The 14,291-nt window shown below is 47.3% G+C and carries 15 protein-coding genes; 7 read left to right on the forward strand and 8 right to left on the reverse strand.

Annotated features, from left to right (window positions below):
* Window positions 1-6: 6 nt before the first annotated feature.
* Complete coding sequence (locus tag CHI14_RS08710; RefSeq protein ID WP_170948060.1) at window positions 7-1,269, forward strand: MFS transporter; 1,263 nt, start codon at window positions 7-9, stop codon at window positions 1,267-1,269.
* A gap of 89 nt (window positions 1,270-1,358) precedes the next feature.
* On the opposite strand, the gene CHI14_RS08715 is transcribed toward CHI14_RS08710, so the two are convergent.
* On the reverse strand, window positions 1,359-2,564 hold the full coding sequence (locus CHI14_RS08715; RefSeq protein WP_095288045.1) for a cytochrome P450: 1,206 nt from the start codon (window positions 2,562-2,564) through the stop codon (window positions 1,359-1,361).
* Window positions 2,565-2,987: 423 nt separating this feature from the next.
* On the opposite strand from CHI14_RS08715, the gene CHI14_RS08720 reads away from it, so the two are divergent.
* Window positions 2,988-4,202: an asparaginase gene (locus CHI14_RS08720; protein ID WP_095288046.1), complete on the forward strand. Its 1,215-nt coding sequence runs from the start codon at window positions 2,988-2,990 to the stop codon at window positions 4,200-4,202.
* A gap of 125 nt (window positions 4,203-4,327) precedes the next feature.
* Here the strand turns inward: CHI14_RS08720 and CHI14_RS08725 are convergent, their stop codons facing one another.
* On the reverse strand, window positions 4,328-4,960 hold the full coding sequence (locus CHI14_RS08725; protein ID WP_095288047.1) for an O-methyltransferase: 633 nt from the start codon (window positions 4,958-4,960) through the stop codon (window positions 4,328-4,330).
* A gap of 242 nt (window positions 4,961-5,202) precedes the next feature.
* Here CHI14_RS08725 and CHI14_RS08730 point away from each other — a divergent pair, with 242 nt between their 5' ends.
* The 4 genes from CHI14_RS08730 to CHI14_RS08745 all read left to right on the forward strand — a co-directional run bounded on the left by CHI14_RS08730 (window position 5,203) and on the right by CHI14_RS08745 (window position 9,989).
* A complete protein-coding gene (locus CHI14_RS08730; RefSeq protein ID WP_095288048.1) occupies window positions 5,203-6,354 on the forward strand; it encodes a THUMP domain-containing class I SAM-dependent RNA methyltransferase in 1,152 nt (383 codons plus the stop codon).
* A gap of 200 nt (window positions 6,355-6,554) precedes the next feature.
* On the forward strand, window positions 6,555-8,549 hold the full coding sequence (locus CHI14_RS08735; protein WP_095288049.1) for an LTA synthase family protein: 1,995 nt from the start codon (window positions 6,555-6,557) through the stop codon (window positions 8,547-8,549).
* Window positions 8,550-8,630: 81 nt separating this feature from the next.
* Window positions 8,631-9,035 (forward strand): cytidine deaminase, encoded by a 405-nt coding sequence (locus tag CHI14_RS08740; protein ID WP_095288099.1) that lies wholly within the window; start codon window positions 8,631-8,633, stop codon window positions 9,033-9,035.
* Window positions 9,036-9,251: 216 nt separating this feature from the next.
* Window positions 9,252-9,989 carry a DsbA family oxidoreductase gene (locus tag CHI14_RS08745; protein WP_095288050.1) on the forward strand — a complete coding sequence of 246 codons (738 nt, stop codon included), beginning with the start codon at window positions 9,252-9,254 and terminating at the stop codon, window positions 9,987-9,989.
* A gap of 148 nt (window positions 9,990-10,137) precedes the next feature.
* Here the strand turns inward: CHI14_RS08745 and CHI14_RS08750 are convergent, their stop codons facing one another.
* From CHI14_RS08750 to CHI14_RS08760, 3 genes are all read right to left on the reverse strand, one after another.
* Window positions 10,138-11,043 (reverse strand): prenyltransferase, encoded by a 906-nt coding sequence (locus CHI14_RS08750; RefSeq protein ID WP_095288051.1) that lies wholly within the window; start codon window positions 11,041-11,043, stop codon window positions 10,138-10,140.
* A 300-nt stretch (window positions 11,044-11,343) separates the two neighbouring features.
* Window positions 11,344-12,174 carry an aldo/keto reductase gene (locus CHI14_RS08755; RefSeq protein WP_095288052.1) on the reverse strand — a complete coding sequence of 277 codons (831 nt, stop codon included), beginning with the start codon at window positions 12,172-12,174 and terminating at the stop codon, window positions 11,344-11,346.
* Between the two features lie 179 nt (window positions 12,175-12,353).
* Window positions 12,354-12,635, reverse strand: coding sequence for a hypothetical protein (locus CHI14_RS08760; protein WP_095288053.1), 282 nt, complete (start codon window positions 12,633-12,635; stop codon window positions 12,354-12,356).
* 202 nt (window positions 12,636-12,837) lie between these two features.
* Between CHI14_RS08760 and CHI14_RS08765 the strand changes: the two genes are divergently transcribed.
* Entirely contained in the window at window positions 12,838-13,236 is a 399-nt protein-coding gene (locus CHI14_RS08765; RefSeq protein ID WP_095288054.1) for a hypothetical protein, read from the forward strand.
* Between the two features lie 81 nt (window positions 13,237-13,317).
* On the opposite strand, the gene CHI14_RS08770 is transcribed toward CHI14_RS08765, so the two are convergent.
* The 3 genes from CHI14_RS08770 to CHI14_RS08780 all read right to left on the reverse strand — a co-directional run bounded on the left by CHI14_RS08770 (window position 13,318) and on the right by CHI14_RS08780 (window position 14,265).
* Window positions 13,318-13,539: a YuzB family protein gene (locus CHI14_RS08770; RefSeq protein WP_095288055.1), complete on the reverse strand. Its 222-nt coding sequence runs from the start codon at window positions 13,537-13,539 to the stop codon at window positions 13,318-13,320.
* A gap of 21 nt (window positions 13,540-13,560) precedes the next feature.
* Window positions 13,561-13,863: a heme biosynthesis protein HemY gene (locus CHI14_RS08775; protein ID WP_095288056.1), complete on the reverse strand. Its 303-nt coding sequence runs from the start codon at window positions 13,861-13,863 to the stop codon at window positions 13,561-13,563.
* A gap of 150 nt (window positions 13,864-14,013) precedes the next feature.
* Window positions 14,014-14,265: a hypothetical protein gene (locus CHI14_RS08780; RefSeq protein ID WP_095288057.1), complete on the reverse strand. Its 252-nt coding sequence runs from the start codon at window positions 14,263-14,265 to the stop codon at window positions 14,014-14,016.
* Window positions 14,266-14,291 lie beyond the last annotated feature (26 nt).

Below are 14,291 nucleotides of genomic sequence, written 5' to 3' on the forward strand. Positions count from 1 at the left end.
GGTATAATGAAAGAATGGTGTTTTTTCCACGAATTACAGAAAGGAAGTGAAAGCACTTTGAAAACTTGGAAAGTTAACCTCATCGTGCTTTGGTTTGGACAGTTTCTGGTCAATTCGGGCATGACCATGATTACGCCTTTTTTATCCCTATACCTTGCCAAGGATTTAGGCGTTGTCGGTGAGCATGAGATTGGCATATGGGCGGGATTTATATTTGCTGCCAATTTCCTCACTTCATTTATGTTCCAGCCCTTGTGGGGCAAATTGTCCGATAAGTATGGACGTAAAATCATGCTGCTGCGCTCCGGATTCGGGATGGCGATTGTGATCGCGCTCATGGGATTTGCGCAAAATCCGTGGCAGCTTCTCTTGTTGCGCTTGCTCAACGGTACCATTTCCGGTTTCAATCCGGCAGCCGTTTCCCTGATCTCGGGAACAACACCCAAGGATCGCATGGGTTTCGCCATGGGTATAAGTCAGTCCGGACAGGTAGCCGGAACGATTCTCGGTCCGCTGATCGGCGGTTTGCTTGCGGATGCCGTTGGCTTCCGGCCCATATTCTACATTACAGGCGGCCTGATCTTCGCTGCATCATTGCTGGCCATGTTCCTTGTTCGGGAAAAATTCGACCGCAAGGAAGCGGCCAAACTACCTGAACAATCCGTATTGTCCGGGTTAAAGGAATTGAACAAGTCACCCCAGCTGCCCGCATTGTTTGCTGTAACGTTCCTGCTGCAGTTTGCGATGATTAGTCCCATGTCACTCTTGCCGCTGTATGTACAGAAGCTGCATGCATCGGATGTAAACGTGGCATTCTGGGCCGGACTTGTTGGTGCAGTCACCGGACTATCCAACATGGCCATGTCTCCAATTCTCGGCAAGCTCAGTGATCGTATTGGCGCACATAAGGTACTGACCTTCTCTCTTATAGGCACGGGACTGCTGCTAATACCACAAGCCTTTGTACAATCGGTATGGCAGCTCATTTTGGTGCGTTTCGCCATGGGTGTGTTCATGGGTGGTTTGCTGCCTAGCGTCAACGCCTTGATTCGAGCCTACACTCCAGATGGCATGATCAGTCGTGCATTCAGTTTCAATACGAGTACGCTCGCTCTCGGGAATATGCTCGGAGCCGTAATCGGCGGTTTTATGGCAGGATTCATCGGCATTGAGGGATTGTTTGTCGTATCTGGCGGACTCCTGTTAATCAATATGGTATGGGTCCGATTCAAACTATACAAAAAGCCAACTCTCGTCAGGGAATCCTGAGCAGGACATCCCTTCATTTGGAACGCATTACAAAAGCCGCATTCGTTGCCCTAGGGACAAAGAATGCGGCTTTTTTCGTTACCGCTTTGTCAAGACTGTTTAAGGTGCTCAAATTGAATAGGATATTCCTTCACACCAAATACGAAAGCACTCTGGATCGGCTGCAGTGTCGTTCCAGGAACAAGCTTGATATCCTGCATCTGCTGCAGCATGGTGTGGAGTACAACCCTCGCCTCCAGACGGGCTAGCGGGGCTCCCAGGCAAAAGTGAATGCCAAATCCAAATCCCATGTGCCGGTTCGGTTTGCGATCCTCAACAAATTGTCCTGCATCGCCAAAGACTTCGCTATCCCGATTGGCCGAACCTACCCACGAAATAACCTGAGCCCCCTCCTGGATGGTCTGCCCGTTCAATTCAACCGTTTCTTTGGCTAAGCGTCCAATCGCAACAATCGGCGGGTAGTAACGGAGCGTCTCTTCAACAGCTGATGCAACGTGCTCAGGATGTTCACGCAGCCGCTGCTGCAGCTCGGGTTGTTCAGCAAGAATACGAACCGCATTGGTAATGAGATTGGTCGTTGTTTCATTACCTGCTGCAAGCAGCAAAATGCAAAAACCAACCAGTTCCTCCTCGCTCAGCTTCTTCGCTTCAATCTCTGCTGCCAGCAGCAAAGAGATTAAATCATCCTGCGGTTGCTGCCTGCGTTCTTCCATAATGGCTGTAAAATAGATGGCCAGTTCTTGTTGGTTTCGTTTTTTCTCTTCCATAAGCTCCTGGAAAGCTTCATCACTGTCATCGCGCGCTCCCTTAACCAAGGCGTCCGACCATACTTTAAACTTCTGCCGATCTTTTGCAGGAACTCCCAGGAGTTCCGCAATGACGATAACAGGCAGCGGAGTCGCCAGATCATCGACCAGGTCCATTTGACCTTGGGACAACCGGGGAGTGATTAATTCATCGGCAATCTCCTGAATGCGCGGAGCAAGCGCTTCTATGGCCCTCGGTGTGAATGCCTGATTAACCAAGTCCCTTAACTGCTTGTGTTTGGGCGGATCCGTTGTAAGCATACTGGTGTTTGCACGATCACGTGCGGAAGAAAACAACTTGGGATTTTTCAGTACGTACTGCACATCTTCATAACGAAAGATATCCCAGCATTCACGGTGCTCATCGTATCGGACTGGAGTATTCTCACGAAGTTCGGCGTACACCTGGAAGGGAGATAGCTGCTGCTCTACTGCTTCCAGTTCCCGGATCGGAATATAATTGGCATACTTTCTGGGTGCTCGGTTCATCGTCATTCCTCCAATCGCTAATATATACTTATTTACATATAAGAAACACCATATATTATAGACTTTACTGTATGGTCATACAAATATTTGGCAATAATTGAGCCTCTTCTCCTAGGGAATGCCATCTAAATCCCACGAACCTCTATTTTCAATCAGGATAAAAGTCTTATATGTCATCTTAAATAACACAAAAACCCCTATTGAGCTTTAATCTTCTTTTCATTTCAACTTTTAGCGATTTATATTTATTCATTTAACCTTATAAATAATAGTTTTACTCTGAATATCTATCGATATAGTCTTATAATCTCCGTTTTTCTACTGTTGTCATATTAGTTAACATCAAATACAATCATCTCAATTCATTTACATAATCTTCTGAACAAACATCACATGTTACTAACCTGAAGGAGAGTGCTAATTATGAGTAAACATTCAAATCTTCGTCCCTGGGCTGTATGGAGTACTGCTGCTTTAACCGCTCTGACCATTTCTTTGTCCCCGGTCGGAACCTATGCCGCTCAAGCAGCTACTGTTGAAGTGAGCGGAACAACAAGTGCGGTACAGTCCACTTCACCTACTACTCCAGCACGGAATACAACCATTCCGGCCTTGCCTCAATCCTCCAAACAATCTGCATTACCTAATGTACTTGTCATTGGAACAGGGGGAACGATTGCAGGTCAATCCGAGGATGCGACCAGCTTCCAAAATTACAAGGCTGGCACACTTCCCATTGAAGAAATGGTTGATGCGCTACCCGACAAGCAGAAGATAGCAGATGTTAGCACACTTCAATTCGGCAACTCAGGTTCTGGTTCATATACCATGGCAGATCTATACGATCTATCCCTTACTGTAGACAAGGCACTTGCACAGTATGACAGTGTCGTGGTTACGACAGGTACGGATACCATGGAGGAGATCGCTTATTTCCTTGACATGACGGTGCAGAGCGATAAGCCTGTGGTTATTACCGGCTCCATGCGACCATGGACCGTTATCGGTTCAGATGCCCAAGCGAACTTGTACAATGCTATCAAACTTGCGGGCAGCGGACGCACTACCTCGTTCGGAACGGTATTGATGCTGAACGATACGATTCAGCTTGCACGTGGAGTAACCAAAACGAATGACTATCGTACGGATACATTTGAAACGCCAATGCTCGGTGCTGTTGGTTACATCGATGAAGAAAATATCCGAATCTACCGTGCTCCGGCACGTGCGCTGAAGCCGGAAGGCACAGCCAAGCCGGCATTTGATCTGAGCAAGATTACGAAGGCTGATCTGGCGAAAGTCGAAATTGCCATCTCCTATCAGGAAGCTGGCGGGGAAGCGATTGAAGGTTTCGTACGCGGCGGAGCCCAAGGGATCGTAACCTCCGGTACCGGAGCAGGCGGCATCTCCAGAGCAATGGGACAAGCCCGTACGAAAGCCATTGAAGAGGGCGTCATCTTCGTAACCACGACCCGTACAGGTTCAGGAAGCGTATATGGCGGCGGCAACGGTGTCATTGCCGGGGACAACCTCAGCCCTCAACAGGCACGTATTTTGCTCATGCTCGGCCTGTCATTCAGTGATGACTTTGACACCATCAAAAAATGGTTTGAAACATACGGCACACCTGAAGTTTAATAGCTCTCATACCGTTATCCTTATTTTATAAAATGGCAAAAAAAGAGATGAACCCGGGCCCTGTGATCAGGGATGTGTTCATCTCTTTTTTTGTGTTTCCAGATGTGTGTATTACTTTTCCACTTTTACTTCACCCAGGCCAGCGCCAAGCCATCATAATCCGGCAGCATGGTGGTGACCAGGCGCGGGTCACTCGCCATCTGTTCATTGAAACGACGCACAGCAAGCACAGCGGGGCCTTGCTTGTCCGGATTCAGCGTACGACCACGCAGGAAACAATTATCGCCTACAATGACAGCACCCGGGCGGGCCAGCTTAATGGCATAATCGAGATATACCGGATAATTTTCCTTATCTGCGTCAATAAAGAAGAAATCGAATGTGCGACCTTCCTGTTCCAATTGCTTCAGGCTGTCTGCCGCCGGGCCAATGCGATACTCTACCTTTTCGCCGAAGCCACCTTCCTCCAGATGCCCACGAGCCATCGCCGCGTATTCTTCTTTCAACTCCAGCGACGTAAGAGTTCCTCCTTCCCTCATGCCGCGAGCAAGGCAAATACCGCTGTAACCACCCAATACGCCGATTTCCAGCACAGCCTCTGCCTTTGATGTCTTGGCGAGAAACGTGAGCAAACGGCCATAAGCCGGTGCAACCGATACCTCCGGCATGTTGTTTGAACGGATGGCCTCTTTCACCTTTAATAACAGCTCATCCTCTTGAAATAATTGATTTACATATTCGTCAGGGGTAAGATTCACCACGTATATCCTCCTTGGACACTTGGACTGCTTTCCTTATGGATGCCAATGTTCTATAATGAATGTTTGTTATCAACACAGGCGGTTAAACTACAGTATCACCTGCTTCTTAGCGAGCTTAGTGCTCCACCGCATTTCTCATTGTAAGTTTTTTCACGGAATGCGGCAAGGCCGCACCGTTACTATACAGCTGAATGAAGGCATCGTCCTCTTCCGCTTGAAATGGAGTTGAAATGAAACACATGGCTCAATTGCAATTAATTGCGACCTCAGCAATGGGACTTGAGGCTGTTGTAGCTCGGGAACTGAAACAGCTGGGGTATGAGGATGTTACGGTCGAGAACGGCCGGGTTGTATTTACTGGAGATTATATTGATATTTGCCGCTGTAACTTGTGGCTGAGAAGTTCTGACCGCGTCCTTATCAAGATGGGTGAATTCCCGGCAACCACATTTGACGAATTGTTTGAAGGTACCAAGGCACTCCCTTGGGAAGAATGGATCCCAGCGAACGGTGAATTCCCTGTCGAAGGCCGCTCCCACAAATCCCAACTGAGCAGCGTTCCTGCCTCTCAGGGTATCGTGAAAAAAGCGATCGTTGAGAAACTGAAGCTGACACATAACACTGAATGGTTCCCCGAGAACGGGGCTCGTTATGTCATTGAGGTGATTTTGCTGAATGACCGCGCCCTGCTTACACTCGACACGACCGGACCAGGACTGCACAAACGGGGTTATCGTAAACTGGTGACTGAGGCTCCGCTGAAAGAAACACTTGCCGCAGCGCTTATTCAGCTCAGCCGTTGGAACGTATCCCGTCCCTTCTATGATCCGTGCTGCGGTTCAGGTACCATGCTGATTGAAGCAGCCATGATCGGGTGGAACATCGCCCCAGGACTGCGCCGCTCCTTCAACTCCGAGAATTGGGATGTTATCCCTAAAGAACTGTGGGAACAGGCTCGTGAGGAAGCATTTGATGCGGTTCGTGACGATGTTCCATTGCAGATTGCCGGTAGTGATATCGATCCTGAAGCGATCGAAGTAGCTCAGGCAGCGATCAAGAGTGCGGGATTTGCCAAGGATATTGAAGTTAGTGTACTTCCTGCACACCGTGCCAGACCTCAAGGGCAGTATGGTGTAATTATCACCAATCCGCCATATGGTGAACGCCTGAGCGAAGAGAAGGACGTCTTGAAGCTGATCCGCTCCTTAGGCCGCAGTTATCTCGAGATGCCGACCTGGTCCTTTTTCGCCATCACTTCAACCAAATCCTTCGAAGAAGCTTTTGGCCGTAAAGCGGACAAACGCCGCAAACTGTTTAACGGACGCATTGAAACCCAATACTATCAGTACTTGGGGCCATTGCCTCCGCGGAATTCATCACCGAAACAGTAATGATACGATTTAAACTGAACGCTCCTGCCTTCATGGCTGGGGCGTTTTTTGTACGGTTATGCAAGCAACGATCTGCATGAAGCACTTCTGCTAGGGGCATAGTTGAAATGCCATGAAGGAGAGCTATAATGAATGGAGCCCTGTTTTTACATTCCGTTAACATTAGATGAACAAAACACTGCAACTGGGAGGGAACCTAGATGGTCATCTCACAGCCTACACGCAGCATGACGCCGCGTAGGCTTCTTAATCATCCACTTACGTTATATCTCATTTTTCTGGTGCTGATGCTGCTGAAACTCATGTGGCTTCATCACAACCTGCACGCCTATAACATCACCATGGGTCTCCTGGATAAGGTCATTGCGATCGGCTCTTTGCTGCTCCTGTCCTTCTGGACCTGGTGGCTGCCTAGGCGGGGTATGATATTATCTCTTGTCGTGATCAATCTGCTCCTCACAGCGCTGATCTATGCCGATATGGTTTATTATCGATACTTTCAGGACTTTCTAACGATCCCTGTGTTAATGCAGGCCAGACAAGTTGATGCTCTGGGCGACAGCATCGCTACGCTCATACACGCCAGTGACTTGTGGTTCTTCGTAGACTGGCTTGCCATCATTCCATATGGAGCCATCCTGCTTTTCAGCAGGCGAAATCGTATCTCCCGTTTGTCTACAACCAGTAACGGGTTGGGGAATTACTCCAACTACCGCGGCAAGAAAAGAGGCATGCGCACACTCACTGCAGGCGGCATTGCCTTGGTGCTTGGACTGTGTCTTGCGGTGGGGCCTATCTATTTTTACAGTAAAACGTGGGCCAAGGGGCTGTTCGACAATAATTGGTGGAATGTTTCCATGTACAACGTGACCGGACTTCTCGCTTTTCATGGATATGATCTGTACAACTATGCAAAAGACCATATCGGTTCCGGTCCCGAAGCGGATCCTGCAGATGTCGAGCAAGCGAAAGCCTTTTTTGCTGACAGACAGAATAACACCTCTAGTGAAAATGCCCTGTTTGGCAAGTACAAGGATAGTAATCTCATCATCGTTCAAGGAGAAGCCTTCATGAATTTCATGATTGGGCAAAGTATCGGTGGTCAGGAAATCACGCCGCATTTTAATGAATTGATGAAGGAAAGCCAATATTACAGTCATTTTTATCACCAAACAGGTCAGGGCAGAACATCGGATGCCGATTTTGGAGCCAATATCTCACTCCATCCACTGCCTGTAGGATCAGCTTTTGTTCGTTACGCGGACCACGCGTATGATTCCTTGCCTTCAATACTGAAGGACAATGGCTACAGCACCAATGTATTTCATGCGTACGAGAGCGGATTTTGGAACCGTTATACGATGTATCAGAACATGAACTACGACAAATTTTACAGCAAAAATGATTTTGAACAGGATGATCCACTGGGCTGGTCCCTGTCCGATGAGTCTTTTTTCCGACAATCCGTTCAGAAGATGGACAGCGAGGTTACCAAGCCGTTCTATTCCTTCCTCATCACACTCAGCAGTCATCATCCATATGCACTCCCGCAGGATAAACAGCAGCTTGATGTAGGTGAGTTCGAGGGCACGATGTTTGGTGATTATCTGCAATCCGTTCATTATGTGGATTCTGCGCTGGGCAGTATGGTGGAAGATCTGAAGAACCGGGGATTATGGGACAAAACCATCTTCATGTTCTATGGGGATCACGATAATTCGATCAAAGAACAAGCGCAGTATGAGCAGTTCCTTGGACGGTCCCTGAATGAACTGGATATGGAGCAAATCATGAATGAGGTCCCGCTGCTGGTGCATCTGCCGGACGGAGCCGAAGCAGGAACCTTAGACCAACCTGCTGGACAACTGGATATTACTCCATCAGCGCTTCATTTGCTCGGCATCCCGGATGAATATTATCACATGGGGAACGACATCTATGACGGATCATCCCGTACCGTTGTATTGCGAAGTGGTGCATTCACTGACGGTTCGGTGTTTTATATTCCTTCAGACGATTATATTTACGAGAACGGTTCATGTTATGATCTGTCCACCCGCAACAAGACAGACATCAGTGCGTGCAATTCCGGACATGACGAAGCTTCGAAGAGATTGCATGTGTCCGATACCGTCATAACGTATGACCTGATCCGGCGATTCCGTGAAGAAAACAGCGCAGAACCTGCCTCCTAGAGGAAGCCAATGCCAATGTCGTCGTATAGTAGTTTTCGATTAAAGGAGAAACATAAAATCATGACAATTCAATCAGAAAACTTGTCCATTGAACAAAAATTATATGATGAAGCAGCAAACTTTGTGAAGCATCGCTACCCTCAGGGTTGGGGTGGTGCAGCAGCAGTTTATACATCAGCGGGTTCGCTGTTAATCAGCGTTGCTCCAGAAGTGATCAATGATGCCACACACCTGTGCATGGAGACGGGCGCCTACCTCGAAGCACATAAATTAAACGAGAGAGTTACTCACTCCATCTGCGTGGCACGAGATGACGAACATTCGGAATTCAAAGTTCTCACTCCTTGCGGGGTATGTCAGGAACGTTTATTTTTCTGGGGTGAAGATGTCAAAGCCGCTGTATATGACCCGGATGGAAGGTTAATCTATAAAAGACTGGACGAAATCCAACCTTACCACTGGTCCCAGGCATACCGGGATAAATAGTGATACAATTCCGCTTCTTTACGTAATTCAAGTATTCAGGTACTTTCGAATCGAGGATTTTCACCTTGATTTCCCACAAAAAGTGTTAAGCGTGCAGTCCACTGCATGTTTAGCACTTCTTTTTTGGGACCAGCCTGATACCCGCCTTGCGTTATTTAGAAAGTCGCTTTATAATTGTAACTAAAATAGTTTCATTTATATGGAGGTTTCAGAGGAATGAATATTGAAATATGGTCCGACTTTATGTGTCCTTTCTGTTATATCGGCAAACGCCGTTTGGAAAATGTATTGGCTCAGTTCCCACACCGGGATGAAGTGAAGCTGCAATTCAAAAGCTTCGAGCTGGATACTAATGCTGAACTGAACAGCGGCAAAACGAATGCGGAATACCTGGCTGCCAAATACAATATGAGCGTGGAACAGGCAAAGGGCATGAATGCCCAAATGAACGCCAATGCCCGTACGGCTGGACTGGAATATAACATTGATGAGATGATCCCAACCAACTCGTTCTCCGCTCATCGCCTGACCCACTGGGCAGATACACAAGGCAAAATGCTTGAACTCAGCGAGCGTTTGTTCAAAGCCATTTTCATGGAAGGCAAACACGTTGGTGATACCGATGTACTGATTCAACTGGCCGAGGAAGTCGGTCTGGATCGCAACGCAGCTGCCGAGGTGTTGGCCAGCAATCAATTCGCGGACCAGGTTCGTGCAGATCAGGCTGAAGGCGAGCAATTAGGCATTCGCGGCGTGCCATTCTTCGTATTCGACCGCAAATTCGCGGTATCAGGCGCGCAGCCGGACGATGTGTTCCGGGATGCCATTCAGAAGGCGTGGGATGAGCGTTCCCCTTTCACCATGGTTGAATCCAGCACAGCTAACGCCGATGCCGGCGGTGTGTGCACGGATGATGGATGCGAAGTACCGCAATCCGATAAACCATCCAAATAACACAAAAGCAGCAGGAGCAAGGGAAATCCCCTGAACCTGCTGCTTTTTTCAACTTAAATCTGATTAATTCGTACGTAAAATTCATCCATATAAAATAAATAAAAAGCCCGACCTGCCTGACGCAGGACCGGACCCTATTTATCCTCTTTTAGAGCAGCAGCCCTACGCACATGATCAGACCACAGAGCACAGATGATTGCTGGGAAGCTCCCATAAGCGGCAGATACGTCTCGGACGGATTAACTTTGCCCAGTGATTTATAAACCCTATACATTGGGATAACGGAAATAATCGCAACAAGACCATAAACGGGCAAAGCATGAAACACCACACTTACGATCAAAAGGACATAAGCAAGGATCGTCATCAGCTTGGATAGACGAAGCGCCCGCTCTTCCCCCCACATGACGACCAGCGTCTTTTTGCCAATTTCACGGTCCGCACGCCAGTGCAGAAAATGATGGTTAAATAGAAGCATGGTGGTCAGCATGCCGACCGGCAAGGACAGCAGCAGCGGCGCAAGCGCAAACTCTCCTGTCTGTACATAGTAGGCACCCAGAACTGGCAGGATACCAAAAGAAATAAATATCCCGATTTCACTATAGCCTTTACCGCGGTAGCCGAATTTAATGGGCGGCGCAACATAGAAATAAGCGATCAGAGCACCGATCAGCGCAATAGCCAGGATCGGCCAACCGCTGACGATCGTAAGAATGAGACCACAAGCCCCAGCCAGCACAAGGAATCCCCAGGTTATAGCCGCAAATTTCTTCTCGGTCATGGTTCCCGAAGTCAGAAACCCGGAGTGCGTCGAAATCGCGCCTTCTGTCTCCGTTGCTTGGGTATCGGTTCCGTTCCGATAATCCCATAGATCGTTTACCATATTGGAAAAAATATGAGCTGACACCGCGCCTACCAGCGTCAGCAAAAACAGAAGAAAACTAAATTCTTTCTGCATAGCATAGGCAGAGATGGTTCCTAGTATTATGGGAACAACCATTACCGTTACGGAATACAGTCGGGTCATATTTTTAAATAAAGCCCAATTACTCATGATGTATATATGCCTCCTATGATGCTAAATCTTTAACACTTTGTGACGACGTTCACATAATATTAGATTATACACCAAATTGACATTGTTGTGATAGGAAATTTTTGTTCGTTATTACGACTGAATCTCTCCAGTTGACTGCGTTAAACGTTTTCCTTTATCAGAAGCCTCACTTGGGCAGCATGCCTCGAATCCAAGTCGGGCAGCAATGATGAAAGAGAGAAAAGGCCCTCTCCTTTTTGAAGAGGACCTTTTAGCTTATGGAATGGTGTATGAATTAGATATTCCTTATACCTTCACTCAATCCCAAAAGAGTTGATCCGGATGCGGCCCGGTTCTCTTATCAGAATCCAAGGCATCAATCGATCTGAGTTCATCCGGCGTTAACTCAAAATCAAAAATGTCAGCATTCTCACGAATCCGTTCGGGTGTAACGGACTTCGGTATGGTCACAATCTGATTTTGAATATCCCAGCGCAAAATGATCTGTGCCGGTGTCTTTCCATATTTTTGGGCAAGGCCCTTTAACGTGGATTCATTGTTCAGTTTTCCTCGCATGATGGGGCTCCAGGCTTCCAGCTGAATTCCCTGCTCCCCGCAGAAATCCTGCAGTTCCTGCTGAATCAGACCTGGATGCAGTTCCACCTGATTGACCGCAGGTACCGTTCCACCTTCATCTATGATCTCGCGCAAATGATGGATCTGGAAATTGCTCACACCAATCGCCCGTACGCTTCCTTCGCTATATAGACGTTCGAATGCTCTCCACGTCTCCTTGTACTGGTCTCTTCCCGGCCAGTGAATTAAGTATAGATCAATGACATTCAGTCCCAGCGCCTTCTGACTGGCCTCAAATGCTCTAAGCGTCGAATCGAAACCCTGATCCTCATTCCAGAGCTTGGTTGTCACGAACAACTCATTGCGAGCAATTCCACTGCTTGCTATGGCTTGTCCCACTTCTTCTTCATTCCCGTAGACAGATGCCGTATCAATACTGCGATATCCTACTTCCAATGCGGTCTCAACCGCTTGCTGCACTTCCTTACCCTTTGCTCTATATGTCCCAAATCCTAGCCAAGGCATCGTTACCCCATTATTCAGAATCGTGCAATCTGTAATATGTTTGGTCATCCTGTACCTCCCGTATGGAATTTGGCTGCTCAAGGTTTATTAACCTTCTGACAGAAATTTAAGCGTTTCCTTATCTTCCTGTACAGGCGACCTATTTCGGGGAGATTCTTGAAAAGGCGACATGAGAAAAAGAACCCGCAACGCTCTATGGCATGCGGGTTCTGGTGTGACAGGAACAGCTATTGATTCCCTTGCCCGCTCTGACTCTGGATGGAGTTCAATCTTCTCTTCTCCTCAGAGAACATCTCTTCTGCCAGCTCAACACCCTGTCCTCCAAGCGAACGTTCAGCCTGAAGCATCGCCTGCTCCGTATGCGCCAATCGGCGCTCGGCCTGTTCAATGGTCTGCTCTGTAGGATGTGACATGGCCTGAGATACGGCAAAATGAAGTTTGTTCACTGCATTCTGCGCCTGAGATACGGTCGTATTCGCTTGCAAACTGGAATCATAACGCTTCGGCATGAGTATTCCTCCTTGGGATCATGTTCCTGTTACCCCTTTAGGATGGATGATGAGGTCCTACCTTATTCTTCTTTTGCATAAACAATTTATGAATCTCATGTCGTGACTCCATTTGAACCTTCATAATACCCATGATTGTAACCTTCTCCTAACTCACTGCGTTTATCTTATAGATGACTTTTTAGAAGAAAGAGGTGGTTGTTTGAAAAACCTGAGGATTCCGGTCATCATGTTGACTTTGTTATTGATAACCAGTGGCTGTGCCTCTGCAACGTATGAAATAACGGGTTATACAAGTTCCTCCATTATTGCCGATATTCCAGTTCCGACGAATGCCAAACCATTAAAAGTCACGACAGATTCAGCAAACCCCAATATCAAAATAAGTGAAACGTATGAATTGAAACATATCGGAGGGGAACAAGGCCTGTATACGCCTGCTGATTATTTTCAGAAATTACACGATGAAGGGTGGGTAGAGTTGGAGGAGAACCGAATGGGACATGTTCATTTCCTCAAAAAAAACGACACGGTAGTCGCTATCGAAATACGTGAGGATACCTTTGAAATTCATGAAATGAAAAAAGACGCTCCCCTATAATCCTCCCTAAGTGTTCTTGGAACATTGAAATACTACCAAGTTATCTCTGTGCACAAAAAAAGAGAGGCATCAGCCTCTCTATTACTTCACGAATTTCGCAACTTTCGCCAGCACTTCTTCTTCTGTCGGCGCACTAATGTACCGACCGTTGATAAATACAAAAGCACGCTTCGCACACGGACCACAGTACGATTTGCACCCAATCTTGATCTCCGTATCGGGAGCCATTTTCTCCAGCTTGGGTACAATCGACTTCAGTCTGATATGATTACACTTTTCGCATACGCGGATATCGTTAGCCATGAGTTCCCCTTCTTCGCGGCCTTAGTGGTCGCCGTGGTTGCCTTTGGAAGGGTTCGTGATGACAAATCCTTCTTGCGGAAGGTACAGGTAGTCAATTTTAACACCATCCAAAAGCGGTTGATCATTCTCAAGAATAACATCGATCTCTTTGTCCGTAGATACTACGGTATCGTTTTCTTTCGGCGTGTCCAGATCAAGACCGTAGTGAGCGTGGTCACCGTGAGCATGCGTGATAACTACACGAAGTTTTTTTCCTTCGTTTTCAGGCTTGTCCAGCTCCAATTTCAATACTTTGGCAGCATTACGAGTAATTTTGCAGTTCATTTCGACTTCATCTCCTATATTGTAATTGCTGGTTCCAACAATTTCAGCATTTCTAAACTCCAGCATCTATTGTAAAGAAAGTTACTCCGCTTCGCAATAACATTGATGCAAAATCAAAGGTAAACCGTATCGATTCACCTCATGATTATTTTAGGCGCGTGAGGGCAGCACCGGATATTTACGCTCCGCACGGCTGACAAACCAGTTCATGAGCAGCAAAGTAACACCAATATCATCAATAGGCATAAATGGCATGACATCGGGTAGAACCCAATACAGTATGACCGGGATGATGAACAGCAGTTTCTCATGCAAAGGGATCTGCGGAGCCCGCAACAGGCGGGGCAGTCTCTTGAACACTTCAGTCCATCGTTTGAACGACAGCAGTCTTCTCCACTTCATGTGAACCCCTCCATATTCTTCATGAG

It is taken from the genome of Paenibacillus sp. 7516, from assembly GCF_002272715.1.
Lineage (GTDB): Bacteria > Bacillota > Bacilli > Paenibacillales > Paenibacillaceae > Paenibacillus > Paenibacillus illinoisensis_A.

Excerpts from the sequence above, each read along its gene's own strand:
- CHI14_RS08710 (WP_170948060.1), top strand. The coding sequence starts at position 7 with ATGAAAGAATGGTGTTTTTTCCACGAATTACAGAAAGGAAGTGAAAGC.
- CHI14_RS08715 (WP_095288045.1), bottom strand. The coding sequence starts at position 2,564 with ATGAACCGAGCACCCAGAAAGTATGCCAATTATATTCCGATCCGGGAA.
- CHI14_RS08720 (WP_095288046.1), top strand. The coding sequence starts at position 2,988 with ATGAGTAAACATTCAAATCTTCGTCCCTGGGCTGTATGGAGTACTGCT.
- CHI14_RS08730 (WP_095288048.1), top strand. The coding sequence starts at position 5,203 with ATGGCTCAATTGCAATTAATTGCGACCTCAGCAATGGGACTTGAGGCT.
- CHI14_RS08735 (WP_095288049.1), top strand. The coding sequence starts at position 6,555 with ATGGTCATCTCACAGCCTACACGCAGCATGACGCCGCGTAGGCTTCTT.
- CHI14_RS08745 (WP_095288050.1), top strand. The coding sequence starts at position 9,252 with ATGAATATTGAAATATGGTCCGACTTTATGTGTCCTTTCTGTTATATC.
- CHI14_RS08750 (WP_095288051.1), bottom strand. The coding sequence starts at position 11,043 with ATGAGTAATTGGGCTTTATTTAAAAATATGACCCGACTGTATTCCGTA.
- CHI14_RS08755 (WP_095288052.1), bottom strand. The coding sequence starts at position 12,174 with ATGACCAAACATATTACAGATTGCACGATTCTGAATAATGGGGTAACG.
- CHI14_RS08760 (WP_095288053.1), bottom strand. The coding sequence starts at position 12,635 with ATGCCGAAGCGTTATGATTCCAGTTTGCAAGCGAATACGACCGTATCT.
- CHI14_RS08770 (WP_095288055.1), bottom strand. The coding sequence starts at position 13,539 with ATGGCTAACGATATCCGCGTATGCGAAAAGTGTAATCATATCAGACTG.
- CHI14_RS08775 (WP_095288056.1), bottom strand. The coding sequence starts at position 13,863 with ATGAACTGCAAAATTACTCGTAATGCTGCCAAAGTATTGAAATTGGAG.
- CHI14_RS08780 (WP_095288057.1), bottom strand. The coding sequence starts at position 14,265 with ATGAAGTGGAGAAGACTGCTGTCGTTCAAACGATGGACTGAAGTGTTC.